The organism is Methanothermobacter sp. EMTCatA1 (genome assembly GCF_002356395.1).
GTDB classification, from domain to species: domain Archaea; phylum Methanobacteriota; class Methanobacteria; order Methanobacteriales; family Methanothermobacteraceae; genus Methanothermobacter; species Methanothermobacter thermautotrophicus.
The window spans coordinates 580395-599000 of record NZ_AP018336.1 but is presented as its reverse complement, the minus strand read 5'-3'; the positions used below and the strand labels follow the sequence as shown (position 1 = coordinate 599000).

At 47.2% G+C, this 18606-nt stretch carries 18 protein-coding genes and 2 pseudogenes; 12 read left to right on the top strand and 8 right to left on the bottom strand.

Annotated elements, in window-relative coordinates; genetic code table 11:
* The first annotated feature begins 72 nt into the window (after positions 1 to 72).
* From tca_RS03160 to tca_RS03140, 5 genes are all read left to right on the top strand, one after another.
* A complete protein-coding gene (locus tca_RS03160) occupies positions 73 to 783 on the top strand; it encodes a DUF2162 domain-containing protein (protein ID WP_286709129.1) in 711 nt (236 codons plus the stop codon).
* 16 nt (positions 784 to 799) lie between these two features.
* Positions 800 to 1480 carry a MotA/TolQ/ExbB proton channel family protein gene (locus tca_RS03155; protein WP_010876309.1) on the top strand — a complete coding sequence of 227 codons (681 nt, stop codon included), beginning with the start codon at positions 800 to 802 and terminating at the stop codon, positions 1478 to 1480.
* Positions 1437 to 1775, top strand: a complete 339-nt coding sequence (locus tca_RS03150; RefSeq protein WP_048060878.1) for a DUF2149 domain-containing protein — start codon at positions 1437 to 1439, stop codon at positions 1773 to 1775. The genes tca_RS03155 and tca_RS03150 overlap by 44 nt, the downstream gene beginning before the upstream one ends.
* Positions 1776 to 1920: 145 nt before the next feature.
* Positions 1921 to 2604, top strand: coding sequence for a HisA/HisF family protein (locus tca_RS03145; protein ID WP_010876307.1), 684 nt, complete (start codon positions 1921 to 1923; stop codon positions 2602 to 2604).
* Complete coding sequence (locus tca_RS03140) at positions 2601 to 3428, top strand: PfkB family carbohydrate kinase (RefSeq protein WP_115892227.1); 828 nt, start codon at positions 2601 to 2603, stop codon at positions 3426 to 3428. Before tca_RS03145 ends, tca_RS03140 begins: the two co-directional genes overlap by 4 nt.
* On the opposite strand, the gene tca_RS03135 is transcribed toward tca_RS03140, so the two are convergent.
* Positions 3429 to 3623, bottom strand: coding sequence for a hypothetical protein (locus tca_RS03135; RefSeq protein WP_048060877.1), 195 nt, complete (start codon positions 3621 to 3623; stop codon positions 3429 to 3431). It abuts the gene before it with no gap.
* A 151-nt stretch (positions 3624 to 3774) separates the two neighbouring features.
* Here tca_RS03135 and pdxS point away from each other — a divergent pair, with 151 nt between their 5' ends.
* The gene (pdxS, locus tag tca_RS03130) at positions 3775 to 4656 is read left to right on the top strand and encodes a pyridoxal 5'-phosphate synthase lyase subunit PdxS (RefSeq protein WP_010876304.1); all 882 of its coding nucleotides are present in this window, start codon (positions 3775 to 3777) and stop codon (positions 4654 to 4656) included.
* A 25-nt stretch (positions 4657 to 4681) separates the two neighbouring features.
* Here pdxS and tca_RS03125 read toward each other — a convergent pair whose 3' ends face one another.
* The 5 genes and pseudogenes from tca_RS03125 to tca_RS03105 form a co-directional block, all read right to left on the bottom strand.
* Complete coding sequence (locus tca_RS03125) at positions 4682 to 5206, bottom strand: hypothetical protein (protein WP_048175433.1); 525 nt, start codon at positions 5204 to 5206, stop codon at positions 4682 to 4684.
* A 140-nt stretch (positions 5207 to 5346) separates the two neighbouring features.
* Positions 5347 to 5685, bottom strand: a complete 339-nt coding sequence (locus tca_RS03120) for a P-II family nitrogen regulator (protein WP_048060875.1) — start codon at positions 5683 to 5685, stop codon at positions 5347 to 5349.
* A gap of 10 nt (positions 5686 to 5695) precedes the next feature.
* On the bottom strand, positions 5696 to 6919 hold the full coding sequence (locus tca_RS03115; protein ID WP_286709128.1) for an ammonium transporter: 1224 nt from the start codon (positions 6917 to 6919) through the stop codon (positions 5696 to 5698).
* 228 nt (positions 6920 to 7147) lie between these two features.
* The gene (locus tca_RS03110) at positions 7148 to 7486 is read right to left on the bottom strand and encodes a P-II family nitrogen regulator (RefSeq protein WP_048060873.1); all 339 of its coding nucleotides are present in this window, start codon (positions 7484 to 7486) and stop codon (positions 7148 to 7150) included.
* Positions 7487 to 7556: 70 nt separating this feature from the next.
* Positions 7557 to 8780: pseudogene (locus tca_RS03105) on the bottom strand (ammonium transporter).
* 119 nt (positions 8781 to 8899) lie between these two features.
* Between tca_RS03105 and tca_RS03100 the strand changes: the two are divergent.
* The 5 genes and pseudogenes from tca_RS03100 to tca_RS03080 all read left to right on the top strand — a co-directional run bounded on the left by tca_RS03100 (position 8900) and on the right by tca_RS03080 (position 14604).
* Entirely contained in the window at positions 8900 to 9208 is a 309-nt protein-coding gene (locus tca_RS03100) for a hypothetical protein (RefSeq protein ID WP_286709127.1), read from the top strand.
* A gap of 214 nt (positions 9209 to 9422) precedes the next feature.
* Positions 9423 to 9995 carry a helix-turn-helix domain-containing protein gene (locus tca_RS03095; protein ID WP_286709126.1) on the top strand — a complete coding sequence of 191 codons (573 nt, stop codon included), beginning with the start codon at positions 9423 to 9425 and terminating at the stop codon, positions 9993 to 9995.
* Positions 9996 to 10006: 11 nt separating this feature from the next.
* Entirely contained in the window at positions 10007 to 10411 is a 405-nt protein-coding gene (locus tca_RS03090) for a thioesterase family protein (RefSeq protein ID WP_048175432.1), read from the top strand.
* Positions 10412 to 10428: 17 nt separating this feature from the next.
* A pseudogene (locus tca_RS03085) lies at positions 10429 to 12076 on the top strand (AMP-binding protein).
* A 26-nt stretch (positions 12077 to 12102) separates the two neighbouring features.
* A complete protein-coding gene (locus tca_RS03080) occupies positions 12103 to 14604 on the top strand; it encodes a DEAD/DEAH box helicase (RefSeq protein WP_286709125.1) in 2502 nt (833 codons plus the stop codon).
* 4 nt (positions 14605 to 14608) lie between these two features.
* On the opposite strand, the gene tca_RS03075 is transcribed toward tca_RS03080, so the two are convergent.
* A complete protein-coding gene (locus tca_RS03075; protein WP_286709225.1) occupies positions 14609 to 15739 on the bottom strand; it encodes an oligosaccharide repeat unit polymerase family protein in 1131 nt (376 codons plus the stop codon).
* A gap of 160 nt (positions 15740 to 15899) precedes the next feature.
* Positions 15900 to 16664, bottom strand: a complete 765-nt coding sequence (locus tag tca_RS03070) for a TrmB family transcriptional regulator sugar-binding domain-containing protein (protein WP_286709124.1) — start codon at positions 16662 to 16664, stop codon at positions 15900 to 15902.
* A 286-nt stretch (positions 16665 to 16950) separates the two neighbouring features.
* Here tca_RS03070 and tca_RS03065 point away from each other — a divergent pair, with 286 nt between their 5' ends.
* The gene (locus tag tca_RS03065; RefSeq protein ID WP_286709123.1) at positions 16951 to 18474 is read left to right on the top strand and encodes a hypothetical protein; all 1524 of its coding nucleotides are present in this window, start codon (positions 16951 to 16953) and stop codon (positions 18472 to 18474) included.
* The last annotated feature ends 132 nt before the right edge of the window (positions 18475 to 18606 follow it).

The window sequence follows — 18606 nt, the reverse complement described above, 5'->3', positions numbered from 1 at the left end:
TAATCCGGAGAACTGTAATAATTTAATTTATATACTAATTATCACAAAACTTGAAGGTGGAAGGTGTGGATCATGGACATTGCAAATCTACTGTGGCAGGCAGGAATCCTATCGGTTCTCCTGATATTCGGTGTGAAGATTGGACTGGCAATGGGCTTTGCAGGCCTATCAAGGAAGATGGCGGCCCTAATAACCGCAGGTTACGGTCTGGGGCTTTATGCCCTTTCAGCACTGGCAAATGCCTACATGAACTCGGTTCAGGGCTTCTTCAACACCTACAGTTCGCTTATAACAATCATAATGGCAGCCATTCTCATATTCGCAGGTGTCCACACTCTCCGTGAGTGGAAGGAACACAGGCGTGACACAGCAAAGACTGCATGTGTGGCTATGGTTGCACCCTGCCCCTGTTGTTTCGGGGCGGTCATCGTCAGCATAATTCTGGTATCACCGATAATAGGAGTATCTGCGGTTACACTTGGCAAGTACTCAGGAATAATCCTTGCAGCATTCATAGGTTTCTTCTATGTATTTGCCAATGGGATCGCAGCCGCCATCAAGAAACCATACCCTGTTCTACTTGGAAACTTCATGCTCTTCGCTGGTCTATACTTCCTGACAGCTGCCATCGTGCTCCCCAACGTGAACAGCGTCATGAGCATGAAGATGACACCCCTCACGGTGCCGGGGATAGACACAATAATATACGTCGTCCTTGGAACCCTCGCGCTGATGGGGCTTGGAATATACCTTAACAAGAGAAAAAGCACATTCATAGAATAGAAAGAGGTGATATGATATGGTTGCAGTACCCGGCAGTGAGATACTGAGCGGTGCACTACACGTTGTCTCCCAGAGCCTCCTCATACCGGTTATAGCAGGTCTACTGTTATTCATGGTATACGCCATAGTGACCCTCGGAGGGCTCATATCAGAGTACTCTGGAAGGATAAGGACTGATGTTAAGGAACTTGAATCGGCAATAAAATCAATTTCAAACCCAGGAACCCCTGAAAAGATAATTGAGGTCGTCGATTCGATGGACATACCACAGAGCCAGAAGGCCGTGCTCACTGATATCGCAGGGACAGCTGAACTCGGACCAAAATCAAGGGAGGCCCTCGCAAGGAAGTTGATAGAGAATGAGGAACTCAGGGCTGCCAAGAGCCTTGAGAAGACAGACATTGTAACCAGACTCGGCCCAACCCTTGGACTGATGGGGACACTCATACCCATGGGTCCAGGACTCGCAGCCCTCGGGGCAGGTGACATCAATACACTGGCCCAGGCCATCATCATAGCCTTCGATACAACAGTTGTGGGACTTGCATCAGGGGGTATAGCATACATCATCTCCAAGGTCAGGAGAAGATGGTATGAGGAGTACCTCTCAAATCTTGAGACAATGGCCGAGGCAGTGCTGGAGGTGATGGATAATGCCACTCAGACGCCGGCGAAGGCTCCTCTCGGATCAAAATGAAGAGGACCCCATGGCTGGAAGCGCCAACCTGGTTGACGCCATGCTGGTACTCTCAGTCGGTTTCCTGATATTCCTGGTACTCTCATGGAACATGCAGAACGTTGTATTTGCAGATATGACTCCCCAGGAGAGACAGGAGACCATGGAGGCCATGAAAAAGGCTGTTGAGGTCCAGAAGGGTCAGGAACTTAACGACACTCCACAGACCACTTCGGGTTCGGGTCAGGGATACGTTGAGATGGGAACAGTCTACCGTGACCCCAAGACAGGTAAACTCATAATGGTCCAGGGATAATGGACCGCCTTTCACTTATTTCCACAGCAAGTACTGCTCTTTTTATTGTAGACCCCTATTTTTTAGATCCCTGCTATTTACATGAAGCTTTAAGTATTCCATACACATAAAATATTCAGAATTGAGCTAGTCAGGAGTTATACCGATGCTTGAGATCATACCTGTTATTGATTTAATGGATGGTATCGCGGTATCCGGCAAATCCGGTGAACGTGAAAAATACAGGCCCCTGGAGTCAGTATATTCACCGTCACCGGATCCAGTTAACATTGCACTATCCCTCAGGGCAGCAGGTGCAAGGTCAATCTACATAGCGGACCTCGATGCCATCGAGGGCACAGGATCAAACCTTGAGGCAGTGAGGAGGGTGAACCATGTCCTCCCCGTGATCCTTGATGCCGGTGTCAGGGATCTCGAAACCTTCCACTTCATGCTTGAATTCGCATCAAGGGTCGTTGTTGCAACGGAGACCCTTGAGAGCACAGAGGAGCTGGAGGAGATCCTCAGGAACTATCCTCCTGAGAGGACCGTTGTCAGCGTGGACGTTAAGGACATGAGGCTCCACTCAAGAAACCTTGAGATTGGACTTGAGGAATTAAGGGACCTCCTGATGGGATATGAAGTAGACATAATCCTCTTGGATATCGGGTCCGTCGGTACATCCTCTGGTTTCAACAGGGAACTCCTTGAACTCTTCAGACCCCTTATCGAGCGTGTAATACCCGGGGGTGGTGTTCTCCCTGAGGAGATACCTGAACTTGAGGCTATGGGTGTCAGGGCGGCTCTTGTTGGAAGGGCACTCCATGAAGGGATGGTGAGGCCCGGGTGAGCTCAGGGGAAGGTTACCTCCTTATCGGTCCGGTAAGCAGGGACCATATAGTGAGAGGGGACTCCCATGAGGTGAAGGCTGGTGGTGCGGTCTACTACTACTCAAGACTCCTGTCCCACCTTGGAGTCCGTCACACAGCCCTTGTGACCATCTCAGAGGATGACTCCGAACTTCTTGAGGAATTCCCGGATAAAACAAGGATTGTGCCTGTATACCATGACCGTACAGTTGAATTTGAAAATATCTACTCCAACGGGGATACTGCAGGAAGGACTCAGAGGTCAAACTTTGCTGAAAACCCCATAGAGGTGGAGGACCTTGAAGGCCTTGCATCACTGGACTGGACTGCAGTGCTCGCAGGACCCCTCCTCCCATCAGACATACCCCTCAGGACCCTGGAATTCCTGGGTGAAAGGTACAGGCTCTACACAGGACTCCAGGGTTACCTCAGGCACCCTCAGGGAAGGAGTGTAATACTGAAACATGCAGGGCACATATGGAGGGTCATGGAGGCAGGGGATGGTGTATTCCTTGATGTGAATGAACTCGGGACAATCTCAGATAACCCTCTGAGGGCTCTGCGTATGCTGGCTGAGCATACCCCTGAGGCGGTGGTAACATGCGGCAGGAGGGGTTCAGTCATCTGCCATGGCGGCTCCAGAACAAGGATAAGGGCTGTGAGGGCTGTGAGAGAACTTGACCCCACGGGCCTGGGGGATACCTACATGGCAGCCTATGTACATGCCAGAAGAATGGTGGGGCCGGAGGCGGCTGGAAGGTTTGCATCCCTAATGGCCACAAGAAAACTTGAGGGTGAAATCTGACTAGATTCCCAGGATGAAGGGCAGGATGATGAAGGGTAAGAGTCCGGCTGCAAAGAATATGCCCACACCTGCAAGGACCTGGTCCCGGTTATCATCCATAACACCATTACATATCAGAATCATGCTCAGGAATCCCATAAGTGCAGGTATTGCATGGGAGTAGATCACAGATCCGGTGAATGTTCCAGCAACCATTTGAATCACTAACACGCTTTTTTTAACTGTGAATTATATGGTGGGGATTCTTAAATACCTTGTGCATACCGGTGCCATGAACTGCTGCAATAGATATTTAACCCTTTATTTTCAAAGATAATAATGATCATTCTGATGGAGGAGATTTATCATGCTGCATGGTACAGAAGTACTCAAGAAGGGATTTGCAAAGATGACCAAGGGCGGCGTTATAATGGACGTTGTCAACGCTGAACAGGCAGCAATTGCAGAGGATTCAGGAGCAGTCGCTGTCATGGCCCTTGAAAAGGTACCTGCTGATATAAGGGCTTCAGGTGGAGTTGCAAGGATGGCTGATCCAAACAAGGTCCAGGAGATAATGGATGCGGTGTCCATACCGGTCATGGCCAAGGTCAGGATAGGACACTTCGTGGAGGCCCAGGTCCTCGAGGCCCTAGGAGTTGACATGATAGATGAGAGTGAGGTCCTGACACCTGCTGATGAGAGGTTCCACATAGACAAGAAGAAATTCACTGTACCATTTGTCTGCGGTGCAAGGAACCTTGGAGAGGCCCTCAGAAGGATAGATGAGGGGGCCGCCATGATAAGGACCAAGGGGGAACCAGGAACAGGCAACATCGTTGAGGCAGTTAGGCACATGAGGATAATGATGAGTGAGATCAGGGAGATCCAGAACAAGGAGGAAGAGGAGCTCTGGGAGGTTTCAAGAAAGATTGAGGCCCCCCTTGAACTTGTCAGGGAAACAGCGAAACTTGGAAAGCTTCCTGTGGTTAACTTTGCAGCCGGGGGGGTTGCAACACCTGCAGATGCGGCCCTCATGATGCAGCTTGGAGCCGACGGTGTCTTTGTTGGTTCAGGTATATTCAAATCAGACAACCCTGAGGGGTATGCCCGAGCCATAGTTGAGGCCACAGCTCACTATGATGACCCTGAGGTTATAGCAGAGGTTTCAAGGGGACTTGGAACAGCAATGAGGGGGCTGGAAATCAGCGAAATCCCTGAAGAGGGCAGAATGCAGGATAGAGGATGGTAAATCCATCCTTTATTATTTTTAATCTTTAAAGGGCCCTGTAGGTGACAGTTACCCTGTATGTTCCGGGGTCTGTATAGGGCGGCACAGTCAGATAATAATTTACAGGGATTTTTATATTAACTGAGCCTCTGTAGGTCCAGAAAGTGTAGTATCTTGTTGTGAAGCTTCTCTTTGGAACATCTATGGGCCCGTAGGGGCCATCATATTTTATGCTGTATTTGAGGTTTAAGAGTGGTATTCTGTTTGAGCTGTTGTTGATACTTATGAGGTCGCCACTGGCCCTTACAGAGACCCTCAGGATCCCGCCGCTTGTTCTTATAGATACATCTGTTATGGAGTAATATGCTCTCTCAAGACCATCGGGGTCCACGGTGCCAAGGTTGAGGGCTGTGGGTGTTACAGAAATCTGGATACCACTCGCAAGGGGTTCTACTGCAGTTGTATTCAGTGAAGTAGTAGTGTTTGTCGTGTTATTCCCTGTGTCCGCAGATACAACTCCAAGTAAAAAAACAGATGCTATTACTGTAATAAACATAACATGTCCCTTCAAATCCCCACCCCAGATCTGATACTTACTTGGGGTTTCCATGTATTTATATGTAATTAAATAGTTCTTTAATTTAAAACCTGAAAAGAAAAATAGGGTGGGATTAAGTAGTTTTTAAAAAATGAAAGCAATGAATTAAAAAATTAAACAGCTTTTTTTCCACTTTCACCGGTTCTTATTCTCACAACCTCATCTACCCCTGATATGAATATTTTTCCGTCCCCTATGTCTCCGGTCTGGGCGCTTTTAACTATTGTTTCAACCACGGTGTCCACGTCCTCATCATTCACCACTATCTCGATCTTTGTCTTGGGGAGGAGGTCTATCCTGTAGTCCCTCCCACGGTAACTTTCTGTTATACCGAGCTGTCTCCCCCGTCCTCTGACCTCTGTCACAGTCATACCGTGGCACCCTGCAGCTTCAAGGGCGTTTTTAACTTCCTCCAGTTTTTCAGGTCTTATTATGGCCACTATTTCCTTCATGAAAATCACCTCAGATCCTGTAGCCTGTCTCCTCATGCAGGTGGGTGTCAAGGCCCTCCATCTCCTCCTTACCGCTCACCCTCAGACCAACGGTGAAGTCCAGGAGTTTGCCGATGATCAGTGTCACCACGAAGGAGTAGGCAGCCACAACTGCCACGGCTATCACCTGTGCTGTCAGCTGTCCAGGGTTTCCGTATATGAGGCCTGTTCCCAGTTCGTTGATGAATGGCGCTGCAAAGAGGCCTGTTGCCACTGAGCCCCATATACCTGACATGCCGTGTATTCCGAAGACGTCCAGGGCATCGTCGTATCCAAGCCTTGGTTTGAGGTATGATACTGCAAGGTATGATATTACGCTCGTGACAAGGCCTATGATGAGGGCTGCAGGTACAGTTACGAAACCTGCTGCAGGTGTTATGGCGACGAGGCCAGCAACTGCACCGGATATTCCGCCGAGTACTGTGGGTTTACCCACCTTGAGGTAGTCCATTATAACCCATGATACCATACCAGCAGCCGCCGCAGTGTTGGTCACCAGGAAGGCTGATGCTGCAAGTCCACCTGCCGTGAGGGCTGAACCGGCGTTGAATCCAAACCAGCCGAACCAGAGCAGTGAAGCACCTATCACTGAGTATCCCAGGTTGTGTGGCAGAAGTCTCGTGTCCTTTCTCTTACCGAGGAGGTAGACGAGTGCGAGTGCTGCAACACCGGAGTTGATGTGAACCACAGTACCGCCTGCGAAGTCCAGGGCACCGAGCTGCGCCAGGAATCCTCCGCCCCATACCCAGTGGGCCACTGGCACGTAGACCAGGCTCACCCAGAGCACAATGAATGCCAGCCAGGCTGAGAACTTCATCCTTTCAACGACGGCACCGGATATGAGTGCAACCGTTATTGCTGCGAATGTTAACTGGAATGCTATGTAGAGGAAGTCTGGTATTGTTGGTGCCAGTGCAGCAGCAGTGTTAACACCGACCCCGTTCATCAGCAGGTTCACTGGACTTCCTATGAGCCCCATTATGTCAGCTCCAAAGGCGAACTGATAGCCGTAGAGTACCCATATTATGCTCGTCACTGCGAAGGCTATCAGGGATAGGAACATGGTGTTCAGTACGTTTTCCTTTTTTGTTAAACCCCCGTAGAATAGTGCCACGCCTGGAACCGTCATCAGCATTACCAGGGCTGTTGATACCAGCATCCAGGCAGTGTCACCGGAGTTTAAGACCGCATCCATCAGAGTCATCTCCATACCTTGTTCTTAAATATTTTTTCTATATTTTTTCTCTCCAACGATTTATATCCAGTCGGAAATAGGAAGGTACCTTCCGACAGTGAGAGTAAGATGATACTGGTATATAAATCTTTCGGATATAGTTTCAGATAAATGTATGCTGAGTAAAACAAGTTTAGATAATAACCTCAATTACTGAAATATGTTAAATAAAATAAATTGTTTAATTTCCTAGATGGCATCTCTGCCGTGTTCACCTGTCCTTATCCTCACAACATCAATTACATCGGTTACAAATATTTTTCCATCACCCACATCCCCGGTCCTGGCATTTTCAGATATCGCTTCAACCGTCCTTTCAAGGTCCTCTGAATCAACCACGATCTCAAGCTGAACCTTTGGGAGGAGATCAACACAGTAGTCCATTCCACGGTAGCTCTCCCGGATACCCATCTGCTGACCCCTTCCCTTCACATCTGAAACCGTCATCCCGTGGATTCCCATAAGCTCCAGAGCATCCTTAACGTCCTCAAGTTTCTCCCTTCTGATAATGGCTGTGATTTTCCTCATGGTCTTCACCTTAAATATCCTTAACAGGATTTCTTATAAGTACTTCTGTGAACCATGTTTAAATCTGTGTTCATGTCAGTCTGTAACCTGTTTCCTCATGGAGATTTATGTCAAGTCCCTGAATTTCATCTTCCCTTTCAACGCGGAGCCCCTTAAATTTCATCAGCAGCATCGCAAGGAGATATGTAACGACGAAGGTGTATACAGTGACAGTGACAACACCAATCAGCTGACTGACAAGAAGGGATGTGCTTCCAGTTAAAAGACCTCCTGAGGTCAAAGATGGGTTTAGGGCTGGAACTGCAAATAAACCAACTCCAAGGGTTCCTATGATCCCTGAAACACCGTGAATCCCAAATACATCAAGCGCATCATCACATCCAGCAGCGGGCTTCAGCCATGAAACTGCAAGATAACATGTAACAGCTGCCACAAGCCCCGTGACAATGGAGGAACCTATATCCACAAAACCTGCTGCAGGTGTTATTGATGCCAGACCTGCAACTGCTCCAGAAAGAGCGCCAAGAAGTGTTGGTTTCCCGGTTTTAAGTCTATCCATGAGGATCCATCCTATCATCCCTGCCGCTGCAGAGGTGTTTGTCACGATCATGGCGTTAGCTGCAAGGGATCCGGCAGAGAGGGCTGAACCGGCGTTGAATCCAAACCAACCAAACCAGAGAAGACCGGTACCTATAACAGAATATCCAAGGTGATGTGGCATCAGTTTCTGGTCATATCTTGGACCAGTAACAAGGGCAAGGGCAAGGGCGGCTATGCCACTGGTGAGGTGCACCACGATTCCCCCTGCGAAATCATGAACACCAAGGTTCTACAGGAATCCTCCGCCCCATACCCAGTGGGCCACGGGTACATATACGAGTGCAAACCAGAGGGGGATGAACAGTATCCATGACGAGAATTTGATCCTTTCCACCACAGCGCCAGAAATCAGGGCAACTGTTATTGCAGCAAAGGTCATCTGGAAAATTGCAAAGAGTCCTTCGGGGATTGTTGGAGCATATTTTGAAGCAGAACCTAAATTAATAAGGCTGATGCCCACCTGATGGGATCCTATGATCCCTGAAACGTCTCCGTTGAATATGAGACCATATCCGAACAGAAACCCGAGCAGACTCACAATGCCAAGGGAAACAAATGATAGAAAGATGGTGTTCAGAACATTCTCACGTTTTGTTAAACCAGAATAGAACATAGCAACCCCTGGCACCGTCATTAGTATCACGAGTGCAGTTGAGATCAGCATCCATGCTGTATCACCGGAATTTAGCATCATATCACTCTCCTTTTGGATGTGCCTAACATATCTGCAATCACCAATATAAGGATGCCGGTAACCTATTTCCGAAAATCTACCAACATTATAAATATCATGAGAATAAAAAAAATAGAGAGGTGTTACCATTGAACTCAACAAAGAAGGGAAGGCTTTTCGCGATCCTCATGATAGCTTTAATTGCCTACGGGGTTTCATCGACCCTGTGTATACTTGTAAAGCCATCCTTTGCAGTTGAACTGCCCACTGACTTCCTTCCCTCCGAAGAAAAGATACAGACCATGGGAAACCCTGGCTTTGAACCGGTAACCCTCAGGAAGCATGTGCTGAACAACACAACCAACATAACCAACACCAGCGATGTCACGGTCTACATTGACAATAGAACCAACCAGTCCTCCACACCATTTAACCGTAACCAGGATTGATACGAATCCATTACCCCCTCAGATATTACATGGAATGGTTTCATCTCTGCAGGGATGTGAACATTGATATATTTTCAGATAACAGGAGATCATTTATGAGATTACTTGACAGTTCGTCATGCATATGCTGATGCTCTGCACATTTTTAAACAGCAATTTTTTTAAACTGAGATTTTAGAAATAGATACAGCTTACCATAATGTAAGGTGATCACGTGCCAGAAAACACAGTGGGAGAGAGAATAAAGCAGCTCAGAGATAACCAGAACATAACAGTAGATGAGCTCGCAGAAAGAAGCGGAGTTAATGCGGAACTCATAAATAAAATAGAGGAAGGGGACATTATACCATCACTCACACCCCTCATAAAGATCTCAAGAACCCTTGGAGTGAGGCTAGGCACACTCCTTGATGACAGGGTCCAGGACGAACCGGTCATAGTGAGGAAGGGTAAAACCGAGAGGGTGATACACTTCTCAGGCTATGAGGAGAAGACAGACACCAGCAACCTCAGCTTCCACTCCCTCGGCGCAGGTAAAGGTGACAGGCACATGGAACCCTTCATAATCGACGTGGAACTCCACACCGATGACTTCAAACTATCGTCCCATGAGGGTGAGGAGTTCATATACGTCCTTGAGGGTGAAATAGAGGTTATCTATGGACAGGACCGCTACCTTCTATCAGAGGGTGACAGCATCTACTATGACTCCGTGGTACCCCACCACCTCCATGCAGCCGGCGAGGAAAATGCAAGGATACTTGCAGTCGTCTACACACCCTTCTAGTTGATGATAGAATGTTCAAAATCACAGTAACACCCCGCTTTGGGGATATAGACGGTCTCAGGCATGTCAACAACACAGTTCTCGCGGTCTGGTTCGAAAAGGGCAGGAACCCGATATTCAGGATGTTCACGCCCGACCTCGACCTCAGCTATGAGAAGTGGAAGCTCATACTCGTGAGGACGGAGTTCGACTTCCTGGCCCAGATGTACTATGGAAGTGACGTTGAGATAAGGAGTTACATAACCCACATCGGAAACTCCTCCTTCACAATAGGGCATGAGGCATGGCAGGATGGGGAACTCAAGGCACGGGGCAAGGCCGTCCTTGTCCACTATGACTTCATAGAGCAGAGAAAGAAGCCTATACCTCCCGAGATAAGGAAGCAGCTTGAGGAGCACCTCGTGGAGGAAGATTAACTTATAAGGGTGGATTTATGGTTTTCACTGAAGATACAATAGGGGAATTCTTTGAGAAACAGGTTGAAAGGTACGCTGATAAGGAATTTATAGTATACCCCGACAGGGACCTGCGTTTCACCTACAGGGAATTCAATGAAAGGGTCAACCTCCTTGCGAAGGGCCTCCTATCCATCGGCATCGGGAAGGGGGACCACGTTGGTATCTGGGCAACCAATGTACCTGACTGGCTCACATTCCTGTTCGCAACTGCAAAGATAGGGGCGGTCCTTGTAACGGTCAACACAGCATATAAGAGTCATGAACTGGAATACGTCATGAAACAGTCCGATATGAAGGCCATAGCCATAATAGACGGCTTCAGGGATGTTGACTATGTACAGACACTCTATGAACTGGTACCTGAACTCAGGACCCATGAGAGGGGCCACCTCAGGAGTGAAAGGTTCCCTGAACTTCGAAGCGTAATATACATCGGTGCTCAGAAGCACAGGGGTATGTACAACACCAATGAACTGATGCTCCTCGGAAAACACGTGCCTGACACCGAACTAAGGGCAGTGATGTCAACCCTCAAAAACACCGATGTTATCAACATGCAGTACACCTCAGGCACCACAGGGTTCCCCAAGGGGGTCATGCTCACCCACAGGAACATACTCAACAACGGTTACTACATAGGGGAAAGACAGAGGTTCACAGAGGAGGACAGGCTATGCCTGCCGGTACCCCTCTTTTCACTGCTTCGGCATAGTCCTGGGTGTCCTTGCCCTCCTCACCCACGGGGGCACACTGGTGATGATAGAGCTCTTCGACCCCCTCCTCGTCCTTGCAGCTGTTGAAAAGGAGAGGTGCACCGCACTCTACGGGGTTCCAACAATGTTCATAGCAGAGTTCACCCACCCAATGTTTGACATGTTCGACCTCTCCTCACTGCGCACGGGTATCATGGCAGGGTCACCCTGCCCGATAGAGGCCATGAAGCGTGTCATGAATGACATGAACATGAAGGAAGTCACCATAGCCTACGGCCTCACAGAGGCATCACCTGTCTTCACACAGACCAGTGTGGACGACCCCATCGAGAAGCGCGTCGAGACCGTTGGAACACCCCTCCCCCACATTGAGGTCAAGATAGTCGACCCTGAAACCGGAGAGGAACTCGGACCCGGAGAACCCGGTGAGATATGCTGCCGCGGCTACAACGTCATGAAGGGATACTACAAGATGCCTGAGATGACAGCAGAGGCCATCGATGAGGATGGATGGCTCCACAGCGGGGACCTGGCGGTTATGGATGAGGACGGCTACTACTCCATCGTGGGCAGAATAAAGGACATGATCATAAGGGGAGGTGAGAACATCTACCCCAGGGAGATCGAGGAGTTCCTCCACACAATGCCGGGTGTAAAGGACGTGCAGGTGGTGGGTATACCAGACGAGAAGTACGGGGAGATAGTAGGAGCCTTCATCATAAGGGAGGACGGTGCAGATATCCTGGAGGAGGACGTGAGGGACTATGCCATCCAGAGAATAGCAAGATACAAGGTTCCAAAGCACGTCTTCTTTGTGGACGAGTTCCCCCTCACTGCAAGCGGGAAGGTCCAGAAGTTCAAATTGAGGGAGATGGCGGTTGAGCTCCTCAAGAAGAAGGAGCAGTCCTGATTTTTTTAATTTTTTTGAGAGATATAATGATAGTTTTAAACAGAAGGAAAAGGTCCGTTGATTTTATACCTGCAGGAAACCCAAAGAAGGTCCTCAACACACGCAGAAAACCTGCTTACTGGGGCAGACTAAAAATCAGGAGCACAGAAGCAGGACCGAGGATATCAAGGTTCACGGTGGAGAAGGGTGAACGTGAAACCCTCAGGAAACCATCAGAGGCCCTTAAGATACTGAAGAAGCAGGCTGTTATTTTAACAGGACGTGACCCGGAAATTGAGGATCTACTCTCATCCTACGGCATCAGCTACAGATATGCAAGGGTATGCCAGCACTGCCTCCATGAGGGCTATCTGACAGTTGTAAGTTCAAGGTCATCGACGGTGCACGCAGGACAGATCATATGTTCAAGATGCGTTGATGAGCTCATAAAGAGGGAGCTTAAATTTGCAGGCATGGACGGATCAACATTCAGGAACTTCAGGAGACTTATAAGGCGTGGTGTAAGCCTTGATAAGATACTGGAGATGATGTCCCCCCGCTTTGACCCTCTTGAGAACCATGAACTTACCCGCTATGACACAGTGACATCGGAATCAGAGAGGACCCCCCGCGTCCCTCTTGATAAACTTGCAGTCCCTGAAAACTTTAAGAGGATGCTTAAAAGGGAGGGTAACACGGTTCTGAGACCTGTGCAGGTCCTTGCAGTGGATGCGGGGCTCCTGGAGGGGGAGGACCTCATGGTTGTATCTGCAACTGCGAGCGGAAAGACCCTCATAGCTGAACTTGCAGGCATACCCAGGGCCCTGGGTGGTGAAAAATTCATATACCTCACGCCACTGGTGGCCCTTGCGAACCAGAAGTACCGGGACTTCAGAAGGAGGTACTCACCCCTAAAACTCAAAACCGCCATAAAGGTCGGTATGAGTCGCATAAGGGCAAGAGATGAACTCAGAATCCCGGAGACAGATGTCAGCAAAGCCGATATAGTGGTCGGAACCTATGAGGGGATGGATTACATCCTGAGGGCAGGGAGGTCAGGCATCCTGGGGGATGTTGGCGTGGTTGTCATTGATGAGATCCACACCCTTGAGGATGAGGAGAGGGGTTCAAGGCTCAAGGGAATGATAAAGCGCATAAGGAGGCTCTTTCCAGATGCCCAGATAATCGCACTCTCTGCAACCGTGAAGAACAACCTTGAGGTGGCCTCTGAGTTCGGCCTTAGACTGGTTGAGTATGACAGGAGACCTGTCCCCCTTGAGAGGCACCTCGTATTTTCCCGGGGGGAGGAGGATAAGAAGAACCTCATACTCAGGCTTGCTGAGAGGGAGTTCTCCACAGAATCAGAAAAGGGGTTCCGCGGCCAGACGATAGTCTTCACCAATTCCCGTAGAAAGACGAGGCTCATTGCAGATTACCTGACACGAAGGGGTGTGAGGGCGGCGGCCTACCATGCAGGTTTATCCTACAGGGAAAGGCAGCGCATAGAAAGGGCCTTCGCATCACAGGAACTCGCAGCAATAGTCACAACTGCCGCACTTGCCGCTGGAGTGGATTTCCCGGCATCACAGGTCGTCTTTGAAACGCTTCTCATGGGAAACAGGTGGCTCATGCCCAACGAATTTGCACAGATGCTTGGAAGGGCGGGCAGACCCTCCTATCATGACCGCGGCGTTGTATATGTCCTTGCAGAGGTTGGAATGGAGTTTGATGGCGATTCAGAGGAGGCCATGGCGCTCAAACTCCTTGAAAGCGGACCTGACCCTGTGGATGTAAATTACACAGAGGAGGATGTCCTTGAGAACATCCTGGCAGATATAACCTCAGGTGCTATAAAATCTGAATCTGAAATCTCTCCAGACCCCTCATGGCCCCTGGACCCTGAAGGAGCCCTTGACATCCTTGAATCCCATGGCATGATAGTCAGGGATGGTGGACTCCGCGCCACCGGTTATGGGGTGGCGGTCTCAAAGTCATTCATAGCTGTGACCGATGCCGAGTACATAAGGGGCCACCTTAAGGGGGCTTCAAGGAGACCCCTGGACATCGCACTGGAGCTCGAACCCTTTGAGGGAGCATATCTATCAGGGAGGCTGCACCGTGCCCTCAGCAGGGCAGTGGGATCAAGGTTCTCAATGAATCTGATGGCGGATTCAACCCTCGACATACTCTCAAATGGAGATAACCTTGTGAAGCTTGACAGTAAACTTCAGGAGGCTGTTCTCAATTTGCAGATGGATTTCCTATCCTGTGAATGCAGGGACAGACCATTCTGTGGATGCATACAGCGCAGATTATCTGAACATATTATAGCAGAGCGTATCAGTGGCAGGGACCCGGTGGAGATAAGCAGGGGACTCCTGTCCAGATACCAGATTCAGGCCTACCCGGGGGACATCTTCAGCTGGCTTGATACCACCGTCAGGACCCTTGAATCCATAGGGAGGATCGCCAGCGCATTTAAAAGGATGAGGTACCTGAAGGAATGTTCAGGGATTGTGCGGGCCATTGAAAAAGGTAGGAGGACATAGAAAATCAGATGTTAAGGTATATGTTGTAGATGTATATAATAAATGCACATAAAATGTAGATAACCACGAGCTGATCAAGGATTCCAGTTTCGATTGAGATGAGGCAGTAGGCCATCAGGATTGAGTAGAGCATGATATAAAACGAATCTCGTGTTTTCTGCATTATCCTGTATCCAACTCCCAGGATAAGACCAAGTATGCTCATACCGAATGCCACTCCGATGGTACCAAACTCCACAAGCATCTGACCGAACAGGGTTGGAGTGATTGTAACACCTGTTCTCCAGAGGACCAGCTTCCCTATCAATGCTCGCGGACCACTACCTGCACCTGGAATCATGCTGAGGGTTAAATCACCATGCATAACACCTGTCATCCCTGCAAGTGCGGATAATCTGTTGAGTATGCTCATTGTAAATGATGCCCTCATTTTTAGAACTGTAAGCGGACCCAGGTTGCTTAATGAGTACTCCTCAACGGATCTGAAGTAACCTATGCCCATAATTATCATTAAGGCTACCGCGAAGGATCCCAGGACCTCCCATATTTCGAATAATCCACTGTAATAACCCATGATAAAGGTTATGAGTATTACAGCAACCAGGGGTGTCCGGTATCCCAGGAGGGCCAGCATAACAAGACAGGTCAGTGAAACAGCAATGGCCCGGAACCTTGCAGTTGATCTGTCTATAACGCTTTTTTTCATCTCATCGGTTATGTAAGCTAACATGAAAGCTGTTCCTGGAATCATAAGATAAACCGGGATAGTTAGCTTCGGATTGAGGAGGTATCTCAGGGAAGGTTTCAGGAGGGGGATGCCACCAACGTCTGTTAGTGTTATGGCCAGAAAGGCAGATCCAATAATGAATAAAGTGAAACCCATTGATCTGATGTCACCAATACTGAATCTCAGGTACCTATCACCCCTTAGAACCACCCCTGGCATAATCACTGAAAAAAGAAGAAAACATGAAAAACCGATCAGTATATTGATCTGTAATGTTTTCTGGACTGGAATGGCAGCAAGGGCCATGAAGATTGAGAAGAACACGATAAATGAAGGAGGGGAAAAGATATGGTTTTTCAGTATCCTGCTCCTTTTGAGGGAGCTGATAAAATTATGTCCAGGATACATACTCTTTATAAAGCTATTTAACCATTTCTCTTCAATACTCATGAAGAGGGCCAGGAGTAAATTGAAGATAAATGCTTCCTTAAACTTATATTCAAAGCTTTTACACAGTCTTCTTGTTGTATCATAAATCTGGCTCATAATAATCGGTACCTTCAAAATTTTATAAGTTGTTGAGATTAACGACCTTTATGACGGAGTACTTACTTTTTATCTTCTCTATTATCTCCTCATTGGCATTGTATACCCTTATCGTGATGAAATCGGTCTGACCATTTAGATCTCCAAGAACTTCATCAGATACCTTCAAGGCTTCGGGAGTGGCCTGAAATACTTCTATCCTGCTGTTAGGGGAATTTAATGTTATCGGCACGTATCTTTCTCTGCTGTACAGTTCCTTTGTAAGTTCCTGGAATCTGGATGCATCCACATCGCTGATGGGTATATTTGTTGTTAGCTCATATTTTAGCCCGGGAATATCCAGAATTAAATCGGACATTCTGTTAATTTTAAGAGGTTCTATAATGATGTCAGTGGCGTTCTTACTACCTGCAGCTTCCAGTGTGATGGAATCAATGTAATAATCTGCAAATTTATCATCATATCCTCCGGCAAGAACTTTCTTTCCATTAACGTCAAGGAGGACTTCCACCTTTCCGTTAATGGTTCCCACCCATATAACTTCACCATAGATTTCTTCTCTCTTCTGTTTTAAGGAATTATATCCATGGATTTTGCTGTTTATGATTTTTCCCTTACTGTAAAGATCATTGTACTTTATCTGGACTTTAGTCATTTCGGAGGAGTCAAATGTGAATGATTGAATGTTTGAATCGATGTCTGAGGTTTTGAAAAAGCCATATAAAACCAGCGAGGCCAGGAAAAGGATTATCAAAATGTCTATTAATGTTAATCGACCGATTTTCATTTCTATCTCTCCAAATTCTTTTCAGAACTTAATTTCAGACATGATCAGTATCATGTTAACATTTTCTCATTTTTTAAGGAATACCAGTAATCTACATGCTCCCATCATAATGAGGTCATTAACATCATCCTATTTAATCTTATGGAGTATCTTTTATTGTTACCGTGGTAACCACGCTTTGGTTCTGCAGATGTTTTTCTGTGACTATTTGAATGCAGAAAAAAACTTAAATTCAAGTGGAACATAGCCCTAACAAGGTGTACATGACACGATAGGAGGATGTTCCATGAAAAATCTGTATCAAAAATTTATTTACCTCATACCGTCCATCATAATATTTTTAATAACTCTTTCAGTGACTCTCAAGTATTCCTGGCCCATAGGGTGGGATATATTCTATCATATTCACCTTTCAAAGGTTTACATGGCAAATGGTTTAACATTTTTTGACCCCATATACAACGCTCCGGGAACCATTATTAATTATCCCCCGGTTTTTCACCTTGCAATTCTAGTTTTAGGTTATGTTCTCAGAATGGACCTCTTTGATGTGGCAAGGCTAATGCAACCATTTTTAGCAGCGCTGGTTGCTTTATCAGTTACTGTGGTCGCTTCAAGGTTATATGAAGATAAGTACGCTGGCATCTTTGCTGGTTTAATTCTTTTCTCTGGCTCAATTGCCATGAGGCTTGGTTCATCACTGCCTGAGAACATGGCTCTCATATTCCTTCCTCTGAGTATTTACTTCTTCTATGAATTTTTTAAGGATGATAAAATTATAGCATCGTTCATATCAGGATGTTTAACGGGTTTGGTCGCACTTATACATCCCGCGGCAACGTTCTGTCTGGTTTTTGCAATCACCTTCATCGCCGCGGGTCTGGTGATAACTGAATTCTACTTTGAAAGGGACACTGGAGTTATAAAAAGGGCTTTGAAGGGTTATGCCATCCTCATTGGAACAGCAGGATTAATTGCATCAGTATGGTGGCTACCAGCATTTTACTTTAAGAGTTTTGGACATGGTGGTGTCGCCACATCTCTTTCTGTTTCCAGGAGTCTCAGTATCCTTAAATATCCCGATGCCCTTGGATATTTTGTTCTGGTACTGGCTGCCGCGGGCATTATACCTGCCATCAGAAGATTTGAGTTAAGGGATCGCCTCATACTTTTATGGATAATTTCAATGTTTATTCTCTCCAAGTCCTACTACTTTGGGATTAACGTCATAACCTACAGGGTACTCATATACATAATGATTCCCCTCTCAATCCTGGCATCTTCAGGCTTGATATCCGTGGTGGAGACAATCAAAAATAAAAATAAGGATATTGCAAGAATTCTCCTGATAGCCCTCTTCATATTTGCCGTTTTCCAGGCCTTCAACAACCTTTCAAGCTCAAAGGTAGCTGATTACGGTGCAATGACTGCTTATGGAAGGATAAACATTGCTCCTCCTACTGATTCAGAATTTGAACTTGCAAAATGGTTCAACAGTCAAAATGAAGATGGTAAGATCTCCCTATCAAATTACTTCACCGGGGGATTTGTAATGGCATATACAAACAGACCTGTGGATTCCCTGTTATATGAGAAATCTGAGATCCCTTCAAGGGATGAGCTGACTGAAAGGGGAATCAGTTATCTTGTATTTGATAAAAGACTTAAAGCGAGCGGAGATTTTAAATTCAACGCCTCCAGCAGTTTCCTATTCTACAACCCAACCCGCATCAATATAAGCGATCTGGAATATCCCTACCTTCAGAAAATCTATGAGAATCAGGACTTCGTTGTATACAGGGTATTGTAAGGTGTTGAATATTTCAAAGGGGAGTACAGCATCGATAAGATCCCTGAAATCACGAGCAGGGAGGAGTATTGAATGTTTCAAGGCAGGGGAAAAATTGGCATGCATGCTGCTCTACAGGAGATTTTGATAAAG

Excerpts from the sequence above, each read along its gene's own strand:
- tca_RS03160 (WP_286709129.1), top strand. The coding sequence starts at position 73 with ATGGACATTGCAAATCTACTGTGGCAGGCAGGAATCCTATCGGTTCTC.
- tca_RS03155 (WP_010876309.1), top strand. The coding sequence starts at position 800 with ATGGTTGCAGTACCCGGCAGTGAGATACTGAGCGGTGCACTACACGTT.
- tca_RS03150 (WP_048060878.1), top strand. The coding sequence starts at position 1,437 with ATGCCACTCAGACGCCGGCGAAGGCTCCTCTCGGATCAAAATGAAGAG.
- tca_RS03145 (WP_010876307.1), top strand. The coding sequence starts at position 1,921 with ATGCTTGAGATCATACCTGTTATTGATTTAATGGATGGTATCGCGGTA.
- tca_RS03135 (WP_048060877.1), bottom strand. The coding sequence starts at position 3,623 with ATGGTTGCTGGAACATTCACCGGATCTGTGATCTACTCCCATGCAATA.
- pdxS (WP_010876304.1), top strand. The coding sequence starts at position 3,775 with ATGCTGCATGGTACAGAAGTACTCAAGAAGGGATTTGCAAAGATGACC.
- tca_RS03120 (WP_048060875.1), bottom strand. The coding sequence starts at position 5,685 with ATGAAGGAAATAGTGGCCATAATAAGACCTGAAAAACTGGAGGAAGTT.
- tca_RS03115 (WP_286709128.1), bottom strand. The coding sequence starts at position 6,919 with ATGGATGCGGTCTTAAACTCCGGTGACACTGCCTGGATGCTGGTATCA.
- tca_RS03110 (WP_048060873.1), bottom strand. The coding sequence starts at position 7,486 with ATGAGGAAAATCACAGCCATTATCAGAAGGGAGAAACTTGAGGACGTT.
- tca_RS03090 (WP_048175432.1), top strand. The coding sequence starts at position 10,007 with ATGTTCAAAATCACAGTAACACCCCGCTTTGGGGATATAGACGGTCTC.
- tca_RS03080 (WP_286709125.1), top strand. The coding sequence starts at position 12,103 with ATGATAGTTTTAAACAGAAGGAAAAGGTCCGTTGATTTTATACCTGCA.
- tca_RS03075 (WP_286709225.1), bottom strand. The coding sequence starts at position 15,739 with ATGTATCCTGGACATAATTTTATCAGCTCCCTCAAAAGGAGCAGGATA.
- tca_RS03070 (WP_286709124.1), bottom strand. The coding sequence starts at position 16,664 with ATGAAAATCGGTCGATTAACATTAATAGACATTTTGATAATCCTTTTC.
- tca_RS03065 (WP_286709123.1), top strand. The coding sequence starts at position 16,951 with ATGAAAAATCTGTATCAAAAATTTATTTACCTCATACCGTCCATCATA.